Source organism: Arthrobacter terricola (assembly GCF_004354015.1).
In the GTDB taxonomy this organism is placed as follows: Bacteria; Actinomycetota; Actinomycetes; order Actinomycetales; family Micrococcaceae; genus Arthrobacter; species Arthrobacter terricola.
The window spans coordinates 18847-41917 of record NZ_SMRU01000030.1; the positions used below are offsets into that span (position 1 = coordinate 18847).

Annotated in this window: 20 protein-coding genes; 16 read left to right on the forward strand and 4 right to left on the reverse strand. The window is 63.7% G+C overall.

Features of this window, described 5'->3' with window-relative positions; all coding sequences use genetic code 11:
* Positions 1–70: 70 nt before the first annotated feature.
* Together pknB and E1809_RS20880 are read right to left on the reverse strand one after the other, a co-directional pair.
* Complete coding sequence (gene pknB / locus E1809_RS20875; RefSeq protein ID WP_133206166.1) at positions 71–2134, reverse strand: Stk1 family PASTA domain-containing Ser/Thr kinase; 2064 nt, start codon at positions 2132–2134, stop codon at positions 71–73.
* A 75-nt stretch (positions 2135–2209) separates the two neighbouring features.
* Entirely contained in the window at positions 2210–3577 is a 1368-nt protein-coding gene (locus E1809_RS20880) for a LysM peptidoglycan-binding domain-containing protein (RefSeq protein WP_133206167.1), read from the reverse strand.
* 265 nt (positions 3578–3842) lie between these two features.
* Here E1809_RS20880 and E1809_RS20885 point away from each other — a divergent pair, with 265 nt between their 5' ends.
* A complete protein-coding gene (locus E1809_RS20885; RefSeq protein WP_133206168.1) occupies positions 3843–4196 on the forward strand; it encodes an Rv2175c family DNA-binding protein in 354 nt (117 codons plus the stop codon).
* A 114-nt stretch (positions 4197–4310) separates the two neighbouring features.
* Here E1809_RS20885 and E1809_RS20890 read toward each other — a convergent pair whose 3' ends face one another.
* Both E1809_RS20890 and E1809_RS27890 read right to left on the reverse strand, forming a co-directional pair.
* Positions 4311–5402: a polyprenyl synthetase family protein gene (locus E1809_RS20890; RefSeq protein ID WP_133206169.1), complete on the reverse strand. Its 1092-nt coding sequence runs from the start codon at positions 5400–5402 to the stop codon at positions 4311–4313.
* Positions 5399–5719, reverse strand: coding sequence for a hypothetical protein (locus E1809_RS27890; RefSeq protein WP_308166742.1), 321 nt, complete (start codon positions 5717–5719; stop codon positions 5399–5401). Before E1809_RS27890 ends, E1809_RS20890 begins: the two co-directional genes overlap by 4 nt.
* A 49-nt stretch (positions 5720–5768) precedes the next feature.
* On the opposite strand from E1809_RS27890, the gene E1809_RS27895 reads away from it, so the two are divergent.
* The 15 genes from E1809_RS27895 to E1809_RS20965 all read left to right on the forward strand — a co-directional run bounded on the left by E1809_RS27895 (position 5769) and on the right by E1809_RS20965 (position 23022).
* Positions 5769–5918 carry a hypothetical protein gene (locus E1809_RS27895; RefSeq protein WP_308166743.1) on the forward strand — a complete coding sequence of 50 codons (150 nt, stop codon included), beginning with the start codon at positions 5769–5771 and terminating at the stop codon, positions 5916–5918.
* Positions 5919–6035: 117 nt separating this feature from the next.
* Positions 6036–7292, forward strand: a complete 1257-nt coding sequence (dinB, locus tag E1809_RS20900) for a DNA polymerase IV (RefSeq protein ID WP_133206171.1) — start codon at positions 6036–6038, stop codon at positions 7290–7292.
* Between the two features lie 236 nt (positions 7293–7528).
* The gene (locus tag E1809_RS20905; RefSeq protein ID WP_133206172.1) at positions 7529–7891 is read left to right on the forward strand and encodes a DUF3040 domain-containing protein; all 363 of its coding nucleotides are present in this window, start codon (positions 7529–7531) and stop codon (positions 7889–7891) included.
* Positions 7892–8288: 397 nt separating this feature from the next.
* A complete protein-coding gene (mraZ, locus tag E1809_RS20910; protein WP_133206173.1) occupies positions 8289–8720 on the forward strand; it encodes a division/cell wall cluster transcriptional repressor MraZ in 432 nt (143 codons plus the stop codon).
* 199 nt (positions 8721–8919) lie between these two features.
* Complete coding sequence (rsmH, locus tag E1809_RS20915) at positions 8920–9918, forward strand: 16S rRNA (cytosine(1402)-N(4))-methyltransferase RsmH (RefSeq protein WP_133206174.1); 999 nt, start codon at positions 8920–8922, stop codon at positions 9916–9918.
* Complete coding sequence (locus E1809_RS20920; RefSeq protein WP_133206175.1) at positions 9915–10610, forward strand: hypothetical protein; 696 nt, start codon at positions 9915–9917, stop codon at positions 10608–10610. Before rsmH ends, E1809_RS20920 begins: the two co-directional genes overlap by 4 nt.
* Positions 10611–10652: 42 nt before the next feature.
* Entirely contained in the window at positions 10653–12449 is a 1797-nt protein-coding gene (locus tag E1809_RS20925; protein ID WP_205754284.1) for a peptidoglycan D,D-transpeptidase FtsI family protein, read from the forward strand.
* A 118-nt stretch (positions 12450–12567) separates the two neighbouring features.
* Positions 12568–14211 (forward strand): UDP-N-acetylmuramoyl-L-alanyl-D-glutamate--2,6-diaminopimelate ligase, encoded by a 1644-nt coding sequence (locus E1809_RS20930; RefSeq protein WP_133206176.1) that lies wholly within the window; start codon positions 12568–12570, stop codon positions 14209–14211.
* Between the two features lie 6 nt (positions 14212–14217).
* Positions 14218–15708 (forward strand): UDP-N-acetylmuramoyl-tripeptide--D-alanyl-D-alanine ligase, encoded by a 1491-nt coding sequence (locus tag E1809_RS20935; RefSeq protein WP_133206177.1) that lies wholly within the window; start codon positions 14218–14220, stop codon positions 15706–15708.
* The gene (gene mraY, locus E1809_RS20940; protein ID WP_133206178.1) at positions 15705–16814 is read left to right on the forward strand and encodes a phospho-N-acetylmuramoyl-pentapeptide-transferase; all 1110 of its coding nucleotides are present in this window, start codon (positions 15705–15707) and stop codon (positions 16812–16814) included. The genes E1809_RS20935 and mraY overlap by 4 nt, the downstream gene beginning before the upstream one ends.
* Positions 16796–18397 carry a UDP-N-acetylmuramoyl-L-alanine--D-glutamate ligase gene (murD, locus tag E1809_RS20945; RefSeq protein ID WP_165962435.1) on the forward strand — a complete coding sequence of 534 codons (1602 nt, stop codon included), beginning with the start codon at positions 16796–16798 and terminating at the stop codon, positions 18395–18397. Before mraY ends, murD begins: the two co-directional genes overlap by 19 nt.
* 2 nt (positions 18398–18399) lie before the next feature.
* Complete coding sequence (ftsW, locus tag E1809_RS20950; protein WP_133206180.1) at positions 18400–19707, forward strand: putative lipid II flippase FtsW; 1308 nt, start codon at positions 18400–18402, stop codon at positions 19705–19707.
* A 6-nt stretch (positions 19708–19713) separates the two neighbouring features.
* Positions 19714–20820, forward strand: coding sequence for an undecaprenyldiphospho-muramoylpentapeptide beta-N-acetylglucosaminyltransferase (gene murG / locus E1809_RS20955; protein WP_133206181.1), 1107 nt, complete (start codon positions 19714–19716; stop codon positions 20818–20820).
* Positions 20817–22190 (forward strand): UDP-N-acetylmuramate--L-alanine ligase, encoded by a 1374-nt coding sequence (murC, locus tag E1809_RS20960; RefSeq protein WP_133206182.1) that lies wholly within the window; start codon positions 20817–20819, stop codon positions 22188–22190. The genes murG and murC overlap by 4 nt, the downstream gene beginning before the upstream one ends.
* Positions 22183–23022, forward strand: coding sequence for a cell division protein FtsQ/DivIB (locus E1809_RS20965; RefSeq protein WP_133206183.1), 840 nt, complete (start codon positions 22183–22185; stop codon positions 23020–23022). Before murC ends, E1809_RS20965 begins: the two co-directional genes overlap by 8 nt.
* Positions 23023–23071: the final 49 nt, after the last annotated feature.

The window sequence follows — 23071 nt, forward strand, 5'->3', positions numbered from 1 at the left end:
TTTCAGCAAGCCAAGGCGCTAAAAATAAAGGCGATCCGGAAGATTCCGGATCGCCTTTACTTTTGGGCTGCTAAACCACCGTCAAAGTGACGGTGGATCCTTCCGGCGCGTCACTGTCCACTGGATTTTGGTCGCGTACTGTGCCGAAGAATCCGCCCAGGATGTTGTTGACCTTGACGTCGAAGCCGAGTGACTCCAACGCTTTCCGGGCGGCATCGGCCTGCTTGCCGATGAAGTTCGGAACGTGCACTTGCCTCGGACCCTTGGACAAGGTGATCGTAACGGCCGAGCCGCGGGTGAGCGTTCCGTTGGCAGGGGACTGGCTCACTACCGAACCCGCCGGGACTTTCTTGTCGAAGACCGGGTCCGGGGCGATTTTCGCAGTCAGCCCGGCGTCGCTGATGGCTTGCACCGCAGCTTGCTGGTCCATGCCGCGGACGTCGGGCACAGGAAGCGGCTGCGGACCTTTGGATACGAGCAACGACACCTGGGTACCGTGGCGTACCGCCGTGTCCTTGGCGGGCGACTGCGAAACGATGGAGCCCGCCGGCACGGTGTCGTCATACTGCTCCGTCACCTTGCCGAGCGTCATTTCTGCATTGCCCAAGGCGTTCTTGGCTTGGTCCAGCGTCAAGCCCGCCAAAGCCGGAAGCGGAAACAGTTGCGGTCCCTTGGACACGAAAAGCGCCACCGGTTGGAATTTCCGCACCACCTGGCCCGAAGCCGGCTCTGTTCCTACAGCCAGGCCGGCTTGCACGTCGTCGTCGAACACATCCCGTGGTTCCGATTGGAATCCGGCGGTCCGCAGCAGTTGCTGGGCCTCGGCGACTGTCTTGTTCTTCGTGTCCGGAATAGTTCCGGGGGAACCTGGTCCCATGCCGAAGAACCATCCTGCGGCGCCGGCCAATATTGCGAGGACAATCACGACGACGATCCAGATGATGGCGCGGCGCCGGGGGTTTCCTTCGCGCAAGGTCCGCGACGGAGTCGCCGCGGCACGCAGGCGGTCCTTTTCCTCTTGCCGGGCAATCCGCTTGAGGTCCCGTTTGCTTGGCGGGGCATCCTGCCGGTCCAATTCCCCCGTGTAAACGGCTGCCGGCGGCAAGGACGACGGCATCACCGTGGTCGGATTGCGCTGCCCGGAGATGATATCCGTCGGGCGTCCGATCCTTTCCAAGGTCTCCGTGCGTCCGTCGTCGAAAGGAGCAACAATGGCGGTTGCCACTGCGGTCCTCGGTTCCGCGTTCACGACGGCGGCCGCCGCGGCAGGCGGGTTGAGGTCCAATTGTGCGTCGCTCAGGGTCGTCCGGATGTGCCGCAATTCGGACAAGAGGGCCGAACCGTCCACAGGACGGTCATCCGGCTCCTTGGCAGTGCACCACTGGACGAGTTCGTCCACGTCTGCGGCGAGTCCGGGAACAGCGAGCGACGGCGGAGCGACCTCGGCGTTGACGTGCTGGTAGGCGACCTGGATGGGAACATCGCCGGCGTAGGGCTGCTTGCCCGTGAGCATTTCGTAGAGCATGATGCCGGTGGAGTAGATGTCGCTCCGGGCATCCGCGGGCTTCCCCAGGACCAATTCGGGCGCCACGTAGGCGACCGTGCCGATCAGGGCGCCGGTGCTGGTGTTTGCGGTGACGGCCCGAGCGAGTCCGAAATCGCCTACCTTGATCCGCCCGTCCTCGGCTATCAGCACATTTTCCGGCTTGATGTCGCGGTGGATCAGGCCTGCGGCATGGGCGGCCGCGACGCCTTCGATAACGGGGTCGATGAGTGCGAAAGCCAGCCGTGGCGGGAGCGCTTTCTTCTCGTTGAGGACATCGCGGAGGGTGTGGCCCTTGATGTACTCCATGACGATGTAGGCAATGTGGCCGTCTTGTCCTTGGTCGAGGACACCGACCACATGCGGGTGGGACAGGCTGGCGGCGGCCCGGGCCTCGCGCTGGAGGCGATCGAGGAAATTCTGGTCGTTGGCCAAGTGCGGATGCAGTACCTTAAGCGCGACATCACGGTCGAGCCGCTCGTCGGTGGCGAGATACACGGTGGACATGCCACCGCCCGCAAGGCGTGAACGCACCAGGTAGCGCCCGTCCACGCGGGATCCGATGAGATGGTCCGAAACTTGTTGCTGCACCCTTCGATCCTAGTTGAGCAAAAAAGAACGGGCCCGAACCATCAAAGGATCCGGACCCGTTTTTTGCAGCTGGAGTCAGCTGAACTTCTTCTGGAGCGCCTTGATCGAGGCGACGTACGCCTTCGTGTCGTCGTACATGCCGTGCTTCTGGACCGAGTACTGGCCCTGGTAGTAGCCGGCGATTGCGTTGTCCTCGTCCTTGCTGGTGCTGACGAGGGCGCGGATGATCGCGACTCCGGCGGTCACGTTGTCATAGGGGTCGAGCAGGTTGAGCTTGCGGCCCACCAGATCGGAAGCCCATTCGCCGGAGGACGGAATCACCTGCATGGTGCCGATTGCGTTCGCGGGCGAGACCGCGCGCTGGTTGAAACCCGATTCCTGGTAGGCGAACGCCATGGCCAAGGACGGATCAACGCCCATGCGCCGGGCCGTGTCCGCAACGATCCCCTTCATCTGGGTTGTGCTCGGAACAGGTGCGGCGTTGAGCAAAGCCTTGTTCGCGTTGGCGGAACTGACGACCGCCGCGGGGTAGGTGTAGCCGAGGAAGGTGCTGGGGACCAGCGGGGCGGCGGCGGGAGCCGGAGCCTGCGCAGGGCCGGAGGCGCCAGGGACGGCGAGCTTTTGCCCCGGGTAGATGATGGTGGACATGGACAAGTGGTTCGCCGAGAGGAGCGATGAAAGGGACACTCCGAGGCGGGAAGCGATGCCGCCCAGCGTGTCGCCCACCTTGATGGTGTACGCGCCCGGTCCGGCCGGGGCTGGGGCGGAAGGAGCTGGTGCCGCGGGGGCGGACGGCACCGACGCCGGTGCCAAGGTGACTCCGCCGTTGCCTCCACTGAGCTTGATCTGCTGGCCCGGGTAAATGATCGACCTGCCGTCGAGGCCGTTCCATGCGAAGACATCGGACAGGGCCACGCCGTTGCGGGCCGCGATGGCGCTCAGGGTGTCGCCCGATACGACCGTGTAGCTTCCCGACGACGGGCCCGCCGCCGGGGTCGCCGCGGCCGGGGTGATCGACGCCGGAGCGATGGTTCCGGAACCGCTCAGCTTGATCTGCTGGCCGGGGTAGATGATGGTGGTGGCCGTCAGGCCGTTGAGCTGGAGGACAGTGTCCGTATCGAGCCCATAGCGGGCGGCGATAGCGCTCACGGTATCGCCGCGGACGATTGTGTACGTGTCCGGGACGCCAGGCGCCATCGGCTGTACCGACGTCGGAATGCTGGCGGCAACGGCCGAAGCCGGAATGACGTTGGCGGCAACGGAGGCCTGGGCCTCCATCGCGGCAGCCAGCGTAGCCGGGATGCGCTGGGGCTGGGGCGCCGGGAGTGCGGAAGCCGGTTGGGCAATCGCCAGTGAGGAGAGCATGACGGCGGGCAGAGCCGCTGTAGTGGCCGCAATTATTGGCATGCTCGGTGTTTTCTTGGGCGAGCGGAGCGTCGTCATGGGGCAGTCCTCATCTCAGAAGCGGGTTTGGGGAAAGCCGCTGCTGCCAGTGATACCAGTGTTGCTAAAGTGAACAGTGATCTAGTTGTTACCGATGGTACGGCTGATACAGGTGATACAAATGTGATCATTGCGAATCTCTCATACTTTTTGATTCCGCACAAGAAATCCCGCTGCATTCGGTTCGGGATAAATGGCGGCGCCAAATCCGACGGGACGGCAAACCGGCTAGGCGCGAAGTGCAAGCCCGTGGCAATCTTGTTTCGTGAGTAATGTAGAAAGCCTCGTTTCCGAATGGTTGCCGCTGCCCGATGTCGCAGAGCTGCTGAACGTTCCAATCACCAAAGTCCACGGTCTCTTGGATGAACGTGCTGTGGTCGCGGTAAGGGTCGGGGAACGGAACATCCGTTCAATTCCCGCCCTTTTTATTCAGGATGGCCATGTCGTGGACAGCCTGAAGGGCACAATCGCCGTGCTGGGCGATGCTGGTTTTACGGACGAAGAGCTGGTTGGGTGGCTCTTCACCTCGGACGATTCGCTGGGCGGACGCCCCATTGATGCGTTGCGTGAGGGCCGCAAGACTGAAATCCGGCGCAGGGCGCAATCGCTGGCCTGGTAGTGGGCCCCGCGGGGTAAACACGTTAAATACGGAGGTGGCGGCAGGAAACTGCCGCCACCTTTTCGTTTATCACAGGCCGGTTATTTTACTTTTCTTGTGTTGTTAAGCAAGAGTTCATGCTGCCCGGCTGACAGCCGCCTCTGCCAGTTGACGCAGCGCCGTGAGCGGCAGATCCGTCAGTGGAAGGCGCTCAAGGGCCTCGAAAGCTTGGTTGCTGAGCTCGTCGATCAGTGATTCGGTAGCGTCAAGGGCTCCGCATTCCACGATGATCCTCCTGAGTTCGGCCACTTCGGCCTCGCCCAGGTCCTGCTTGCCAAGCATCGTGTCCAGGTACGTCGAATCGGCTGGATCCGCCTGGTTGACTGCGTACCCGACCAGCACGGTCCGCTTGCCCTCCCGCAGGTCGTCGCCGGCAGGCTTCCCGGTGGTCCCGGGGTCGCCGAAGACGCCCAGGATGTCGTCGCGTAATTGGAAGGCTTCACCGAGCGGCAACGCGAAAGCGGAGTATCCCTGCAAGAGTTCATCGCTGGCACCGGCCAACGCGCCGCCGAGTGCCAGAGGGTGCTCGGTGGAGTACTTTGCCGACTTGAAGCGGATGATCGATTGGGCTCGATTGACTGCGCCGGCCCTGTCGCGGACGGGTCCGGCGACTTCCTCCAGGATGTCCAGGTACTGCCCGGCCATTACTTCGGCACGCATGAGGTTGAAGATTCGCCGCGCCGTGGTACCGGAGGCTGCCCTCCTGCCAATCTGCGTGAACACTTCTTCGCTGAAGGACAAGCACAAATCCCCGGTAAGGATCGCGGCAGCGTGGCCGAACCGCTCACTGTCGAGCGCCCAGCCTTCGCTTTCGTGAAGTTGGCTGAAGCGCTTGTGGACGCTCGGACCTCCGCGCCGCGTATCCGAACGGTCGATGATGTCGTCATGGATCAAGGCTGCGGCTTGGAAGAGTTCCAGGGCGCAGCCCGCCGTGATGATATCGGAGTGGGCGGGCTCACCGCCGGCGCCGCGCCAGCCCCAGTAGCACATGAGCGCCCGAAGCCTCTTGCCGCCGGTCACCAGGCTACTGATGGAACCCATAAGCGGAGCGACGTCGGGCGAGATGGTGGCCATGGTGCCTTGCTGCTCGCCCAGGAAGCCATGGAGGTTGGCGGCGACGTCGGAGACGAACTGGCCCTGTTCGGCACGAACGCTTTCTGCCGTCACTTGATGGACCCCGGTGCGACGTTTGCGCCGATGGTAAAGGTGGACTTCCCCGCGTTTTCGACCACTGAGATGTTCACTGTTTCATTGTCTCCGCGAAGGAAGTCCTTCGACCTGATGGTTCCCACCGTGCTGCCGGGAACTTCCTTGAAGCCTTGCGCCGTGAAGGCGGACGTATAGAAGGCCACGACGGCGTCGGCCGGCGCGGCGATGGTACCGACCAGCGCGACCGAGGCAGGTGAGCTGTTCTTGTCGAAGCTGCTGGATTCGACGGCGGCCTGCGGCATGAGGGGAACCAGCTGCTGGGGGAAGCCAGGCACCAGGGACCCGACGGAAGCGGACGCCCCGGCCGTTGCTGAGGAAGAACTCGTGGCTTGGGGGCTCGAAGACGCACTTGATGCTGGTGCCGAAGACGCAGGCGCCGGCACTTCGGACGGAGCGCTGGAGGTCGGCATCCCCCCGCACGCGGAGAGGCTCAACGCGGCTCCCACGGCCACTAATGCCAAGGTGGCGGGTTGAGGCTTTCCAAAGAGCTTCACAGGGATTTCCTCCTGGGGACGACGCCGGATGCTGCCTCCAGTTTAGGTGCCGGACGCAGCCTCCAGTTTATTCAGTACCGCGGCATAGGATTTCCATGTGAGACCACATGCGGAGGACAGCGGACGCGGCGCCGGTCCCGGCCCCGCCGCTTTGAGGGAGCTCAGGCGGACCAGCATCCTGCACGTAGACATGGATGCCTTTTTCGTCTCAGTCGAATTGCGCACGCGTCCCGAATTGCGCGGGAAACCTGTGATCGTGGGCTTCCCCGGAGCGCGATCCGTCGTGTTGTCCGCATCCTACGAGGCTCGCTCGACGGGCGTGAGGTCGGCCATGCCAATGGCGAACGCCATGCGGCTGTGTCCCGCGGCGATCATCATCGAACCCCGCCACAGTGTCTACTACGAAGTCTCACGGCAACTGATGGCAATATTCGAATCCATGACCGACCTCGTCGAGCCCTTGAGCGTGGACGAAGCGTTCCTGGACGTTGGCGGCGCGATCCGGAGGCTCGGCCCGCCGCTCGAGATCGGACACCTGATTCGACGCCGGGTTGCGAGCGAATTGGGGATCACCGCCTCTGTGGGTATCGCGGCAAATAAATTCGTTGCGAAGATTGCGTCCACCTACTGCAAGCCGGACGGCATCCTGCTCATCGAGGCCGGGCAGACCGTCGCTTACTTACACAGCCTTCCCGTCAGCGCCCTGTGGGGTGTCGGCGCGAAGACCGCCGATGTCCTCGCCCGGCTCGGTATCCGTACTGTGGCCGATGTCGCCGCCACCCCGCTCGCCTCCCTGAAGAAGGTCCTCGGAGCATCCGGCGAGCACGTCCACAGATTGTCCATGGGCGTGGACCCGCGGTCGGTGACGCCAGTCCGCTTGGAAAAGAGCATCGGTTCGGAAGAGACCTTCTCGGTGGACACTTGGGACGATGAACTCCTGCACCGCGAATTGCTTCGGCTTTCGCACCGGACCGCCTCGCGTCTAAGGAGCGCCGGCATGCTCGCACGGACGATCGCCTTGAAGCTCCGCTACGCGGATTTCTCGACGATCAGCCGCAGCAAGACCGTACAAACACCAGTGGACAGCGCCCAGTTGATCTACCAAGTGGCAAGTCAATTGCTGGCCTCGCTGGGGCAGCGGCCCATGAGCGTTCGCCTTGTTGGCGTCCGTGCTGAACAGCTTGAACCGGCCCGGCAGACTTCGTTGCAACTCAGCCTCGACCGCAGGGACGACAACTGGCGTTCCGCCGAGCAAGCACTCGACAAAGTAGCAGAGCGGTTCGGGAGCAAAACCGTCCTGCCAGCGCGCCTCCTCGAGCCCCAGCCTGGCCCTGACAGGCCGGACGTTCCCTGACCCCCGGAACAGTGCCTCCTGCGGCCTCGGCGTGTCTTTCAGAACAGCGGCCAACAAACTATCCTAGAGATACACAGATTTAGACCGTCTGGATAAATTGCTCCGTCGCGTCTGTTCCGTGCGACCGAGTTCACAAGACGAGGTCTCCGGGAACCTTTTAACGGATTCGTCCGTTCAAAGAAGCAGAGGCGACGGCCGCGGCGTATTCAGGCGCTGGCCGACTAAAGGAGGTCGCGATGCCCCTCTCGGAGCACGAACAGAAGCTTCTCGAGCAACTCGAAAAGCAACTGCATGAGGACGATCCAAAGTTTGCCAATTCAATGGGCTCGGACCCCATTCGCTCATGGTCCACCAGGCACATCGTTATTGGCGTTCTAGGCACTATCGTCGGAATCCTCTTGTTGTTGGTAGGTGTGTCCTTACAGAACATCTTCCTTGGTGTGTTGGGCTTCGTTGTCATGGGGGCCGGTGTTTACTTCGCAACCTTGAGAAGGGCTGCGGTCGGCAAGACGAAGAGCGCCAAGCCCGGCAAGAGCCGGAACTCGTTTATGAGCAACCTCGAGGAGCGCTGGGACGAACGGCGCCGCGGCGAGGACTAATCCCGGCGACGACTTGTTGCAGGGACAATCCGACGGCCTCACGGTGAGCAGGTAGCGAAGACCTCCACATTGCTCCACCTCGCTCTCGTCACGAAGCGAAAAGACCCGAATTTCGGGTCTTTTCGCTTTTAACCCGCCTTTTTGGCCGCCCTGGGCACCGTAGTCCGCCACTTCCGTGCCGCCGTCCTGCCCGCTAAGGGGACCGGGCCGAAATGCCCTCCACTTTCACCCACTCCAGCAATGGCCTGTGTTTTCGCGCACGTGGGGGCGTAAGTGGGGTCGAAACACGCCGGATTGCGTTGACTGTGGGGGCTTGTGGAGTAAAGTGGAGCGCGTAAGAGGGTAGTGGCGGCATGGGGCAGTTGCAGGCACCTTTGACAGACGGGGCGGTGGACCAGTGTTTCTGGGCACACATTCGCCGCGGCTGGACGAGAAGGGCCGAATCATCCTCCCCGCCAAGTTCCGCGAGGAACTTGCTGACGGTTTGGTTCTCACCAGGGGCCAGGAGCGTTGCATCTACGTCTTCAGCCAGCGGGAATTCGAACGTATTCACGAGTCCATGCGGGAGGCCCCCATCTCCTCCAAGCAGTCGCGCGACTACATCCGGGTTTTCCTGTCTGGAGCCTCAGACGAGGTACCTGACAAGCAGGGGCGCGTGACGATTCCGCCGGCGCTCCGGACGTACGCAGGTCTCGATCGGGAATTGGCGGTCATTGGCGCCGGGACCCGGGCTGAGATCTGGGACGCCCACGCTTGGGAGGAGTACCTGGCCGAGAAGGAAGCCGCTTTCTCGGAGACCGACGACGACACCCTCCCCGGTTTCATCTAGAAGCCGGACCCCGGAAGTACCACGGCTTCTTGGACGGGATCTCCAGCCGCCCATCGCAGTGTTTTCCTGGCTCACCTTCCCCGGAGCCAGGCGGACCCTGCGATAGGCGCGGATGGGGATCCGGCCTAACAAGCCAGAACCCAACGCAAGAAGCTTGACCGGCACACGAACCAAACTGGCGAAGCACTGAGGAGGCCGCATGGATGAGCAAAGCACGCCCAAGCCGACCTCCGAGCGACATGTACCGGTCCTGAAAGACCGGTGCATCAATTTGTTGGCACCAGGTTTCGAAGCAGCCCGCAGCCGGGGCGAAACTCCCATAGCCATCGACGCGACGCTGGGGATGGGCGGGCACTCGGAAGCAATGCTCCAGCGCTTCCCGGACCTGCATCTCGTGGGGATCGACCGTGACGAGGAAGCCTTGGCGCTCGCCGGCGAGAGGCTGGCTCCGTTCGCGGCGCGGACCGACCTTGTCCATGCTGTCTACGACGAAATCGAAGACGTTCTCGAGGATCTGGGTATCCCAGCGGTGCACGGCATCCTGATGGACCTTGGTGTGTCCTCCCTGCAATTGGATGAGCGGGAGCGCGGCTTCGCCTATTCCTACGACGCCCCGCTGGACATGCGGATGGACACCAGCCGTGGCCAGACTGCCGCCGACGTCGTCAACAACTATTCCGAGGAAGACCTTGTGCGGATTATCCGCGCATGGGGCGAAGAGAAGTTCGCAGGCAGGATCGCGAACCGCATCGTGTCGGCACGCGCCGCCAAGCCGTTTACAACCACCGGCGAACTGGTCGAGCAAATCCGGGGCGTCGTCCCGGCCGCAGCAGCGAAGTCCGGCGGACACCCTGCGAAGCGGACCTTCCAGGCATTGCGGATCGAAGTCAACGAAGAACTCGATGTCCTGGAAAGGGCGGTACCGGCCGCGCTCTCGGCCACGGCCATGGGAGGACGCGTAGTGGTGATGTCTTACCACTCGCTCGAAGACAAGATCGTCAAGTCCGTCTTCCAGTCCCGGTCCAAGTCCTCCGTGCCCTTGGGGTTCCCCGTGGAGCTGGAGGAGCACAAACCGGAATTCAAGACCCTGACCAAAGGCACGGAAGTGCCGACGCCCGAAGAAATCGCCGAAAACCCGCGAGCCGCATCCGCCCGGCTGCGGGCCGTGGAACGCATCAAAGCGAGGAGAACAGCATGAGCACCGCCGCCGCGAAGAGCCTGCCGACCACGGTAGGCAACACCGCGCGTGCCCTGCCCGTCCCGGGTCCGGAGCGCGAAAACCCCCGCAAGTCCCGGACCCCGCTGTCGCTCGTACGAAGTGCCCCCGGAAGGCGCCGGACTCCGTTTGTGGTCTTTTGCTTTGGCGTGCTCGCAGCAGCCTTGCTGACTGTACTGGTGCTCAACATCTCCGTTTCCACCGCGCAGTACGATCTCGTGACGCTCAAGAACGACGCCGCGTCGCTGACCAAGCAGAACCAGGACCTGACACAGCAGGTACAAAGCTTCCAAGCCCCGCAGAACCTGGCGGCAAAGGCCACGGCACTGGGAATGGTACCTTCCACGGTGACGGGCCAGATCGATTTGAACAGCTTGGCGGTCACAGGGAAGGCCACTCCGGCGACGAAGGGACAGGATCCCGGAGCCGTCATCCCGGCTCCTGCGCTCGGAGGCCAGCCGAGTGCTGTTCCTTCCGCACCCGCCAACGATTCGTTGGATACCCGCAAGCCCGCGGCGGCAACTGATCCGACGTCGAACCCGTCGACAGCGCCGGCGGCAACGCCGACAGCGCCCGCGGCAACGCCTGCGGCCCCCGCCGCTCCGGCGCCGCCGGCCGTGGACCTGCACGGTGGATCGGTCCCCGCTCCGCAGCAGAAGGTGCCCGGACAGTAGCGTCCACCCGACCTGACCCAGGGTAAACAGCGAGGATTCAACGTGGTGCAAAATACCGGCAAATCGAAAATCAAGAGAACGCCGGCGGCGAAGAAGCGCCTGCGCATCGGGCTCGGCATCATGCTGACGTTGTTGCTCGTGGTGGGGGGAAAGTTGTTCCTTATCCAGGGCCTGGACGTCGGCGGGATGGCTGAAGCCGCGTACAAGAACCGCCTGACCACCACCATCCTGCCGGCGGAGCGAGGCAAGATCCTCGACGCGAACGGCACTGTCCTTGCGAGCAGTGTGATCCGCTACAACATCGTGGTGGACCAGACCGTCAATACCAACACTTCGGATTTCTCGCGGTATGACGCCAAAACCCAGGGCATCGACAAGATTTCCCGCTCGCAAGGAATATCGGAACTCGCGAACGTCCTGGGCATGGACGTGAACCAAGTCACCCAGGCCGTCACCGGCGACAAGAAGTACAACATCGTCGCCAAGGAAGTGAAACCCGAGGTCGAAGACCAAGTGGCGCAGCTCCACATTCCGGGCGTCGTGTCCGAAGGTACCAGCAAGCGGGTTTACCCCAATGGGAGCGTAGCCGGGGGAGTGATCGGCTTCCTTAAGGACGGCACCACCGGTCAGGCCGGGCTTGAGCAGACCCAGGATGACCAGCTGAAGGGCACCGACGGAAAACGTGTGTTCGAGATTGGCGCCGACGGTCTCCGCATCCCGGTGGCAACCGACCTGCTGACCCCCGCGGTCAACGGCAAAGACGTCAAGCTGACGCTCAACACGGACATCCAGTACTTCGCACAGCAGGCCGTCCAGACCCAGGTCAACCAGCTCAACGCCGAATGGGGATCGATCGTCGTCGAGGACGTCAAGACGGGGAACATCATCGCCATGGCGGACACGAACGCCCCAGACCCCAACGACCCCGGCAAAGTGCCAGCCGCGGACCGCGGCGTGCGATCGGTGACTGCGGCTTACGAGCCCGGTTCGGTGGAGAAGATGATTACCGCGTCGGCTGCGATCAATGAAGGCAAGTCCAGTCCGTTGGACACCGTCACGATTCCCCCCGCGGTCACTATCGATGGCCAAACCTTCACTGACGCATTCGACCACGGAACCGAGCAGCGGACCCTTGCCGGCATCCTTGGCTATTCCATGAACACCGGCACGGTGATGGTCGGCAGCCGTTTGACCAAGCAGCAGCGCTATGACTACCTCACGCGGTTCGGCATCGGCCAGGCTCCGGACATCGGTCTGCCGGCCGAAACGACCGGCATCCTGGCCACGCCGGACCAATGGGACGACCGCCAGCAATACACCGTGCTGTTCGGCCAGGGCGTCTCACAGTCCACCCTTCAAACCGTCCGGGCCTACCAGAGCGTAGCCAACGGCGGCGTGATGCTCCAGCCCCGGCTCATTGACGGCTACATCGGTGCCGACGGAGTCGAGCAGAAAGTGCCGGCCCAGGATTCCCGGCAGGTTGTCACCAAGGAGACCGCGCAACAGGTCCGGGACATTCTTGAGAGCGACGTCACTGAAGGCGAAGTGAAGGACGCCGCAATCGATGGCTACCGGGTGGGTGCCAAAACCGGCACGTCCCAGGCACCCCGTGAAGACGGGCTGCCCGGCTTCGACGGTTACACCGCGTCCATCATTGGAATGGCCCCCATGGACGATCCCCGGTTCATCGTTGAAGTTGTCGTGCAGCGGCCGAAGGGCAGCATCTACGGCATTACGCAGGGCCCGATTTTCCGGTCTGTCATGGGCCAGGTCCTGCGTACCTACAACGTGCCGCCATCCACGGGAACCCCGGTGAGGTTCCCGCAGTACGCCAAGTAAGTTCGATTCGCCAAGTAAGCTTGTTGGGCATCTGTCCGGCCACACCACGATCCAATGCGCCGCTACCAGGAGCGATAGTTCCTGCGCGGCCAGTTTTACGAGCACCAACGGAGACCCCTTGTCAGAGCAGCATGACGACGCATCGATCCCCGCTGGGAATCCGCCGGCCGCGGACAAACCGGCGTTCCGCCCTGCAACGGTCGCATCGGTTCCGCTGGCGGCCATTGCCGCAAGCCTGGGCATCGCCCTGCCGGCAGACTCAGGCGACAACACCTCGGTAACTGGCGTCTCCCTCAACTCGCGCACGGTTGAACCGGGAGACCTCTATCTAGCGTTGCCCGGCGCTGCCCGGCACGGAATCGACTTTGTCCAGCAGGCCGTCGACGCGGGGGCCGTTGCAATCCTGAGCGACGAGCACGGCGCCCGCCAGTTGGCGCTCAGCGACTCGCTTGCTGTTCCGGTGCTCGTCGTGAACGACCCGCGTGCCGCCGTCGGGCCCGTCGCTGCCCTCGTCTACCGCAGCCAGCCGGAGGATGGACCGTCTCCAACGCTTTTCGGTGTCACGGGAACAAACGGCAAGACGACCACGACCTACTTCATCAACTCGCTCCTCCGTTCGCTCGGCAAGACGCCCGGCCTGATCGGGACGATTGAGGTTCTGGCTGGTGGAGCACCCATCCCGAGCCTCCTGACCACCCCGGAGTCCACGGACGTCCACGCGTTGCTCGCGCTCATGAGGGAACGCGGCCTGGACGCGGCTTCAATGGAAGTCTCATCTCACGCGCTTTCCTTCCATCGCGTGGACGCGGTGACCTTCGACGTCGCAGGTTTCACCAACCTCACGCAGGACCACCTGGACCTTCACGGAAGCATGGAGGAATACTTCAGGACCAAAGCGGAACTCTTCACGAGCGCGCGGGCGCGTTCCGCCGTCGTAACTGTCGACGACGAGTGGGGACGACGGCTCGCCGCGGAGGCCGGGATTCCGGTGACCACCTTGGCGGTTGCGCCCGGCACGGAAGCCGACTGGATTGTCGCGGCGACCGCTCCGCGCGGGCTTGGAACGGACTTCGAGTTGCGGCACAGCGATCGCACCGTCCTGCGCGTCCACACCGGCCTGCCCGGCGAATTCAACGTCGCCAACGCAGCCCTTGCGACCACCATGGTGCTTGCCTCCGGCGTCGACGTCCAAACGCTGCAGGTTGCCCTCGACGCCCACGATCCATTCACGGTTTCCGTTCCCGGGCGGATGCAGCTGATTTCGGACGCGCCGGCGTCTGTTGTTGATTTCGCGCACAACCCGGACGCCCTCGCGAGGGCGCTCGAAGCAGTACGCTCGACGGAGCCGGATTCGCGTGTCATCGTTGTTTTCGGTGCCACCGGCCAGCGGGACCAAGGCAAACGGCCAACCATGGGGGGCATAGCGGCACGGCTTGCCGACGTCGTTATCGTCAGTGACGACGATCCGCACGACGAAGACGCGGCGACCATCCGCGCGGAGGTCCTTGCCGGAGCCCGGGCTGCCCAGGAGAGCGAGCACCTCGGGTGCCAGATCCTTGAGGCATACCCGCGGGATATCGCCATCCGGCGTGCCGTGGAGCTCGCTACCGAGAAGGACACCATCCTGGTCGCGGGCCGCGGCCACGAGGTGTGGCAGGAAGTCAAGGGCGTCAACCTTGCCCTCGACGACCGGGTGGAGCTTCGTGCGGCCTTGACAGCCAGGGGATTCAAGGTTTCCACGAACGAGCGGATAGAGTCCTAGACCGAGATGATTGCACTAACAGCGGCGGAAATCGCCGATATCACCAAGGGCCGACTGGCGGCGGACCCGGGCATCGTTCCGGCATCCGTGGTCACCGATTCCCGCGAGGTGGTTGCCGGATCGATGTATGTGGCCAAACCGGGGGAAAACGCCGACGGCCATGCCTACGTTGGCGCGGCATTCGCGCGCGGCGCCGTCTTGGCGCTCACCGAGCGCGAGGTCCTGGACGACGACGGAGTGCCGTATCCCGCCGTCGTGGTTGACGACGCCGTGCTCGCCATGGGTGCGCTGGCCGCCGAGTCCGTCCGGCGGATCCGGGCCGTCCGCGCAGCCCGCGGCGAGCAGTTCACCGTTATCGGAATCACCGGTTCGGCAGGAAAGACCACCACCAAGGACTTGCTCGCGGGGATTCTCTCCCGAGCGGGAGCCACAGTGGCGCCGCAGGGTTCCTACAACGGCGAAATCGGTGTGCCGTTGACTGTCTTCGGCGCGGACTCCGGCACCCGCTTCCTCGTGATCGAAATGGGCGCGACTGGCATCGGCCACATTCAGTACCTCGCCGACATGGTCAAGCCGGATATCGGTGCGGTCCTTGGCGTGGGCACCGCGCACGCCGGCGAATTCGGTGGTGTGGAGAACATCGCCAAGGCGAAGGGCGAGCTCGTCGAAGCGCTCGGTGAGGACGGCACCGCCGTCATCAACCTGGACGACGCCCGTGTAGCGGCCATGATCACGCGTACCCGTGCAAAGGTCCTGGGCACGACGGCGACCGGTGCCGCCGGCGCTGCGGTCGAGGCGAGGAACGCCGATATCAGCGAAAGCGGCCACCCGGAGTTCGACCTCGTCCTTCCCGACGGCGGTCCCTCCCACCCGGTGCGCAGCAAGCTCATCGGCGCACACCACGTCACCAACCTGTTGGCCGCCGCGGCGTCGGCGTTCGCGGCAGGTATTTCCGGGTCCGACATCGCCGCTTCCCTCAGCGAGCAGTCGCCCGCCAGCCGCTGGCGCATGGAACGCACGGAACGTGCGGACGGCGTCACCATAATCAATGACGCCTACAACGCAAACCCCGAATCGATGCGCGCGGCACTCCGGACGCTTGCCGACCTCGGCCACGGTCGCCGCACGTGGGCAGTCCTGGGAGCGATGCTGGAACTTGGCGAGGATTCGATCCGCGAACACACCGCCGTAGGAACCCAGGTGGTCCGGCTCAACATTTCCCGGCTGGTCGTCGTAGGACGCGAAGCCCGGGCGCTCTATATTTCGGCGATCCAGGAAGGCTCCTGGGGCAACGAATGCAGCTTCACCGAGACGGCTGACGAAGCGTACGAACTGCTTCAGGCCGAGCTCCAGCCCGGCGACCTTGTCCTGTTCAAATCATCGAACGGGATCGGACTTCGCCATTTGGGCGATCGGATAGCATTACCCCCACAAGCCGGGACAAGTGCGACCACCGCGGCTGGACCTGCCGCCAATGAAGGGAACGAGCTGCTGTGATTGCACTGTTGGTCGGCGCCGGCGTTGCCCTTTTGGTGGCGTTGATAGGCACCCCGCTCTTCATCCGTTTCCTTGTCACCAAGGGCTATGGCCAGTTCATCCGGGACGACGGCCCCACCTCCCACCACACCAAGCGTGGAACTCCCACGATGGGCGGAACCGTGGTGGTCGCGGCCGTGCTGATCAGCTACGGCGTGACCCACCTGATCATGTGGATGATGAACCCCAGGTCGCCCGGGCCGTCCGCTTCGGGACTCCTCCTGCTGTTCCTCATGGTGGGGATGGGATTCGTGGGCTTCCTGGATGACTTCATCAAGATTTCGAAGCAGCGCAGCCTTGGGCTCAATGCCAAGGCGAAGTTGATCCTGCAGGCCTTCGTCGGCATCGCCTTTGCCATCCTGGTACTTAACTTCCCGGACCCGAGCGGCATTACGCCCGCCTCCACGCATATTTCCCTGGTCCGGGATATCCCTTGGTTGAACCTGGCCTTCGGCGGCACCGTCCTTGGCGCGATCCTCTTCGTCATCTGGTCCAACTTGATTGTCACTGCTGCGACGAACGGGGTGAACCTGACGGACGGCCTGGATGGCTTGGCGGCCGGCGCATCCATCATGGTCTTCGGCGCGTACACTCTGATGGGAATCTGGCAGAACAACCAAGCTTGCGGTTCTCCGCGCGAGGCCGGAAGCGGCTGTTACACCGTGCGCGATCCGCTTGACCTGGCACTCCTCGCAGCGATCTGCAGCGCCGCACTCGTGGGCTTCCTTTGGTGGAATACCTCGCCGGCGAAGATCTTCATGGGGGACACCGGTTCCCTCGCGATCGGCGGAGCTGTGGCCGGCTTCGCCATCCTGTCCCGGACCGAGCTGTTGCTGGGCATCGTGGGAGGACTGTTCGTCCTCATCACGCTCTCGGTGATTATCCAAGTGGGCTATTTCAAGATCAGCAAGGGCAAGCGCGTCTTCAAAATGGCACCACTGCAGCATCACTTCGAGCTCAAGGGCTGGCAGGAGATCACGGTGGTTGTCCGGTTCTGGATTCTCTGCGGACTGTTCGTAGCCGCGGGCCTCGGTATTTTCTATGCTGAATGGGTGGTGCTGCTATGAGTGAAAATCCGCAAACCAAGCCTTCGTCGAATGACCGGCTTAAGGACCTCGTCAGTTGGGACTCCGACTGGAAAGGCCTCCGCGTGGTGGTCACCGGCATCGGGGTCTCCGGATTCGCCGCCGCCGACACCCTGATCGAACTGGGTGCCCGCGTGGTGGTCGTCGATGCCGCGACAAGCCCTAAAGCGCTCGCCCAAGCCGACACCTTGAAGATCGTCGGCGCGGCCGACGTCCTCCTTGGTGAAGATGCAGTCAAGGCTCTTCCCCTCGTTGACGACGAGAAAGCCGAACTGGTGGTGACATCGCCCGGATGGCGCCCGGACCAATCCCTTTTGGCAGCTGCGAAGCGTGCCCACGTTCCGGTATGGGGCGACGTCGAACTCGCCTGGCGGGTGCGGGAGCGCAAGGGCCGCAAGACGGCTGACTGGCTCACGATCACCGGGACCAACGGCAAGACCACCACGGTCGGCATGACCGAAGCAATGCTCCAAGCAGCCGGACTGAAGGCGATCGCCGTCGGCAATGTCGGCACGCCCATCCTGGACGCCCTCCGCGATCCGGTGGAGTATGACGCGTTCGCGGTGGAGCTCTCCAGCTTCCAGCTGCACTGGAGCGAATCCTTGTCCCCGGTGGCGAGCGTGTGCCTGAACGTCGCCGAAGACCACGTCGACTGGCACGGCTCGTACCAGTCCTACCTGGCGGACAAGGCAAAGATCTACGAAAACACGCAAAAAGCGTGCATCTACAACGCCGAGCAGATCGAGACTGAACGGATGGTGGAAAACGCCGACGTCGTCGAGGGCTGCCGTGCCGTTGGTTTCACCACTGTGACTCCCGCTGTCAGCATGCTCGGCGTCGTCGAGGGACTTCTCGTGGACCGCGCGTTCATCGAGGAACGCCGGACGTCCGCGGAGGAGCTTGCCTCGTTGACGGACCTCGGCGCGGATGCTCCGCGCCACATGGTGGCGAACGCACTCGCTGCTGCGGCGCTCGTACGGGCCTACGGACTGGACAGTACGGCAGTGCGCGAAGGGCTCAGGAACTACCTCCCGGGAGATCACCGGATCCAAGCCGTGGCCAAGCAGGACGGCGTGCTCTGGATCAACGACTCCAAAGCCACCAATCCGCATGCTGCCGCGGCCGCGTTGTCGGCGTTCGAGAGTGTCATTTGGATCGCCGGTGGACTGTCCAAGGGCGTCAACTATGACGAAATCGTCAAAAACAACGCCAACCGGCTCAAGGCCGTGGTCCTGATCGGCTCGGACACTTCGGACCTGGAAGCCTCCCTCAAGCGACACGCAGCGGATGTGCCCGTAATCGGGCAAGCGAAGGGCGACACTGAGAGGGTGGAGTCCGCCGAAGCAGCCGGTGCCGCCGCGGAACAGTCACCGATTTTCGGCGACACTGTGATGGCACACGCTGTCCAGTCGGCAGCAAGGCTCGCCGAGTCCGGCGATACCGTGCTGATGGCCCCGGCGGCTGCCTCCATGGACCAGTTCACTTCCTACGCTCACCGTGGCGATGCTTTCATCCGGGCAGTGCGCGATCTTGTGGAAGGCCAGGCACAGACCACCGAGGAGTAACAATGGTCAGCACGCCCACGCGTACCGGTCCCGGGAAGTCCCGGTCCGGGGACGCAGCAACTGTTGGACGCGCGGCCGGCAATGCTCAACCCAGGAAGTTGATTTCCCGCCTTCGCAGCGGTGTTTCCGGTTTCTGGTCGACCCTCGAGGGATCGGGCAAGTCGCGGAGCAACTCGACGTATTACCTCGTCCTTGGCGCGTCCCTCGCGCTCACGGCCATCGGGATCATCATGGTCCTCTCCGCGTCGAGCGTCGAATCGATCGCGGCCGGGGAGTCCCCGTATTCGCTCGCCGCCAAGCAAGGCATGTTCGCGGGCTTGGGCATTGTCATGATGCTGGTCCTTTCCAGGATCAACGTCGTGTGGCTGAAAAGGTTCGCATGGCCTGCAGTCATACTTGCCGTTGCTTTGCTGCTTCTCGTCCTTGTGATCGGCAAGAGGGTCCTGGGCAACCAGAACTGGATCGAGGTGGGCGGCTTCACTTTCCAGCCTTCGGAGTACGCCAAGTTCGCGCTCGTGCTGTGGATGGCCACCGTGCTGTCCGTCAAGGCGAAGCTCCTCGACAAGTGGATGCATGCCTTGGTGCCGATCGTCCCGGTCGCGGCCGTCATCATCACGCTGATCGTCCTGGGGCACGACCTCGGTACCTCGCTGGTTGTCATGCTCATCATGGCAGCCGGATTGTTTTTCGGCGGCGTCAACCTCAAGCTCTTCGCCAGTGCCGGGGGAGTGGCCGCCGCTGCCGCCTTGGTGCTGGCTCTCACGAGTGGAAACCGGATGTGCCGCATCACTGCCTGGATGGGGCAAGGCTGTACCGGCGCATCGGACATCGGCTTCCAGAGCGAACAAGGGATGAGCGCCCTCGCATCCGGCGGATGGCTGGGCGTCGGGCTCGGCCAGAGCCGCCAGAAGTACCAATGGATTCCGGAAGCCCATAACGACTTCATCTTCGCCGTGATCGGCGAAGAACTCGGCCTCGTGGGTACCCTGGTGGTCCTCGTGCTTTTCGCCTTGCTCGCCGTTGCCATCTACCGCATTGTGAGCCAGCAGGAAGACCTGTTCGCCCGCGTGCTCGGCGGCTCGATCATGGCGTGGATGCTCGGCCAGGCTGCGATCAACATGGCCATGGTTGCCGGCCTGCTTCCGGTGATCGGCGTTCCGCTGCCGTTCATATCGTATGGCGGTTCGGCGCTGGTGATGTCCTTATGCGGCGTGGGCGTAGTCTTGTCCTTGGCCCGCGCCCAGATGGTTCCCGCCAAATCTTCCAAACCGCGCAGGTGGCCTGCGATATTTGCACGAAAGCGTACATAGCACCCCATGAATTCCCAGCCCAAGCCTTTGTCCGTGGTCCTCGCCGGGGGCGGGACCGCCGGACACATCAGCCCTTTGCTGGCCATCGCCGATGCCATCAAGGCATTACGGCCCGACGCCGCGATCCTTGCTGTCGGCACCCCCAACGGAATGGAAACCCGCCTCGTACCGGCTGCGGGCTACGACCTTGCGACTATCGACCGGGTCCCTTTTCCACGGAAGCCTTCCTTGGACCTGGTGAAGCTGCCGGGCAGGCTCGCGAATGCCGTGAAGCAAGCCGGCCGTATCCTCGATGACGCCAAAGCGGATGTCCTGCTGGGCGTCGGCGGGTATGTCTGTACTCCCATGTACCTCGCGGCTTGGCGGAGGAAGATTCCGATCGTCATCCACGAGGCGAACACCCATCCCGGCCTGGCGAACCGCGTGGGTGCCATGTTCACCAAGCATGTCGCAGTCGCTTTTCCGGACACGCCGTTGCGCCACGCCCGGCATGTCGGCATGCCCATGCGCACTGCCATCGCCGCCCTAGACAGGGAGGCCGGCCGCGGACCTGCCAAGCAATTGCTCGGGCTGGATGCCGATCGTCCGGCGCTCATTGTTACCGGCGGTTCGTCCGGTGCCCAAAGCATCAACCGCACCATTGCAGGTGCCGTCACCGCCTTGGCGGACGCCGGGATCCAGACCTTGCACATCACCGGCCGTGGCAAGGCAGTGAAGAACGACGACGGAGCTCCGCTTGCCGCCGACGGCTACCGCCAAGTGGAATACGTCGACGGCATGGAAAACGTGTATGCCGCCGCGGACGTGCTCCTCGCCCGCTCGGGGGCAGCGACCGTCAGCGAGGTCGCCGCCGTCGGACTCCCGGCGGTTTTTGTCCCCCTGCCCATCGGCAACGGGGAACAGGCCAAGAACGCTTCGGCGTTGGTCAACGCGGGCGCGGCCCTCCTTGTTGACGACGCCGCGTTGAGCGCCGAATGGATGCAATCCGAACTGATCCCCCTGCTCACGGACCAGGCCCGCCTCGCGGATATGGCCGACAAAGCACGCCGGCTTGGTGTGAGAAATGCCGATCAGCGGATGGCTGATCTTGTCTTGGAAGCGGTGTCCGAATGACCCAACCCGTTGTTGACCTCGAATCGCTCGGCCGGGTGCACTTCATCGGCATCGGCGGAGTGGGGATGTCGGCTGTCGCCCGTATCATGGTGGCCCGTGGCGTGACGGTGAGCGGTTCGGACGCCAAGGACTTGCCCGTCATGCGGGACCTTGAGTCCGCAGGCGCGCGGATCGCCGTCGGATATGCCGCGTCGAACGTGGGCGACGCTCAGACTGTCGTCGCGGGTTCGGCCATCCGCGCCGACAACCCGGAACTCGAAGCGGCCCGGGCGGCCGGCCTTCCGGTCCTGCACCGTTCCGAGGCCTTGGCCACGACAATGGGCCAGGACCGGGTGGTAACCGTAGCCGGGACGCATGGGAAATCCACCACGACGTCAATGATCGCGGTCTTGCTGAAGGAAGCGGGCCTGGATCCGTCCTTCGCGATCGGTGCCAACGTTCCCTCCCTCGGAGTCAACGCCGCCAACGGCACCTCGGACATCTTTGTGGCCGAGGCGGACGAGTCGGACGGTTCATTCCTCAATTACCGGCCGCTGCTCGCCGTCGTCACGAACGTTGAAGCCGACCACCTGGACTATTACGGGACGGCGGAAGCGGTGTTCGCCTCCTTCGACAAATTCGCCGCGCTCCTGCCAACCGACGGCGCGTTGTTCGCATGCGCGGACGACGACGGCGCACGGGCCCTCGCCGAGCGGACGCGCGCGGCGGGCAGCACCCGCGTGCTGACATACGGGACCGCGGACGACGCCGACATCCACCTTCACGACGACGGCCCGGGAGCCGTCTGGCTAAGCGTCGCCGGAGAACGGCACCGCCTGGAACTCCAGGTCCCCGGCCGGCACAACGCCCTCAACGCAGCCGCCGCCGTCGGGGTCGCCGTCGAACTCGGAGTGGCTCCCGAAGCGGCGGTGGCCGCCTTGGGCAAGTTCACGGGTGCCTCCCGCCGGTTCGAGTTTAAAGGACAGGGGAGGGGAGTGCGTGTCTACGACGACTACGCACACCACCCCACCGAGGTCCGGGCCGCATTGTCCGCCGCACGTTCGGTGGCGGGCGACTCCAAGGTGCATGTGCTCTTCCAGCCCCATCTGTTCTCGCGGACGCGGGAGTTCGCCCAGGAGTTCGCGGAAGCGCTCAGTGAAGCCGATACCGCGCTGGTCCTGGACATCTACCCCGCGCGCGAGGACCCGATTCCCGGGGTAACAAGCACGCTGATCACGGAACGCCTCAGGACCGGCAGGCTCGTGGCCGGCGGGCAGGAGGCCCTGGACGCCGTCCTCGCTGCGGCCGGCGACGGCGACGTCGTGCTGACGGTCGGCGCCGGCGATGTCACGGCCTACGGGCCCCGAATCGTGGAGTTGTTGGGTGGCTGAAACCCGGAAGCCCACTTTCAAGCCGAAGGCCGGAGCGCGCCCCGGCGTCGTCAGTGCCGAACGAAGCGTTGACGAACCCGTCGTCGAACCGCCCAAAGAGGCTGGTCCGAAGGACAGCAACGTCCTCGCTTTTCCCGAGCCGAAGGGACGCAAGCGGCGCCGCACGGTACTGACCGTACTCGCGATCGTTGTGGTCCTGGTCGCGGGGATCATTGTGGCAACGATCTACTCTCCGGTGTTTGCCGTGCGCACGGTGACCGTGGACGGCGTCAAGATGCTCCAGCCGGCCGCCGTGCAGCAAGCCTTGGCACCGATCAAGGGCAAACCATTGCCGCAAATCAACGACGCTGAGATCACCACCCTGCTCAGACCGCTGGTCCAGGTGCGTTCAGTGACCACCGAGGCCCGTCCGCCGTCGGAACTTTTGGTCCATGTGGTCGAACGCGTGCCGGTGGCGCTCGTGAAGAACGGCGACGCGTACATGCTGGTCGACGTCGATGGCGTGCAGCTCGGTTCGACCCCTGATTCTTCTTCGGTGCCCTTGCCTATCATCGATGGCCAAGGCACCAACCCGGATCTCTTCAAGGCGATCACCGCCGTGCTGGCGACGCTGCCATCCGACGTCTTGGCCAAGATGGCCAGCGCTTCGGCGACGTCACCTGACGCGGTCCAACTCAAGCTGAACGACGGGAAGACCGTAGTGTGGGGTAACGCGGACGAAAAGGAGCTGAAAGCGCGCGTCTTGGAAGCGTTGATCAAGGCTCCCGTGAATCCGAAAGTTCCCGTGAACGTCTACGATGTCAGTGTGCCGCGGCACCCGTTCACAAAGTAGCAATCAAGGCGTGAAGGGCTATTTTGGGTACTTTGGACGACACGCGGGA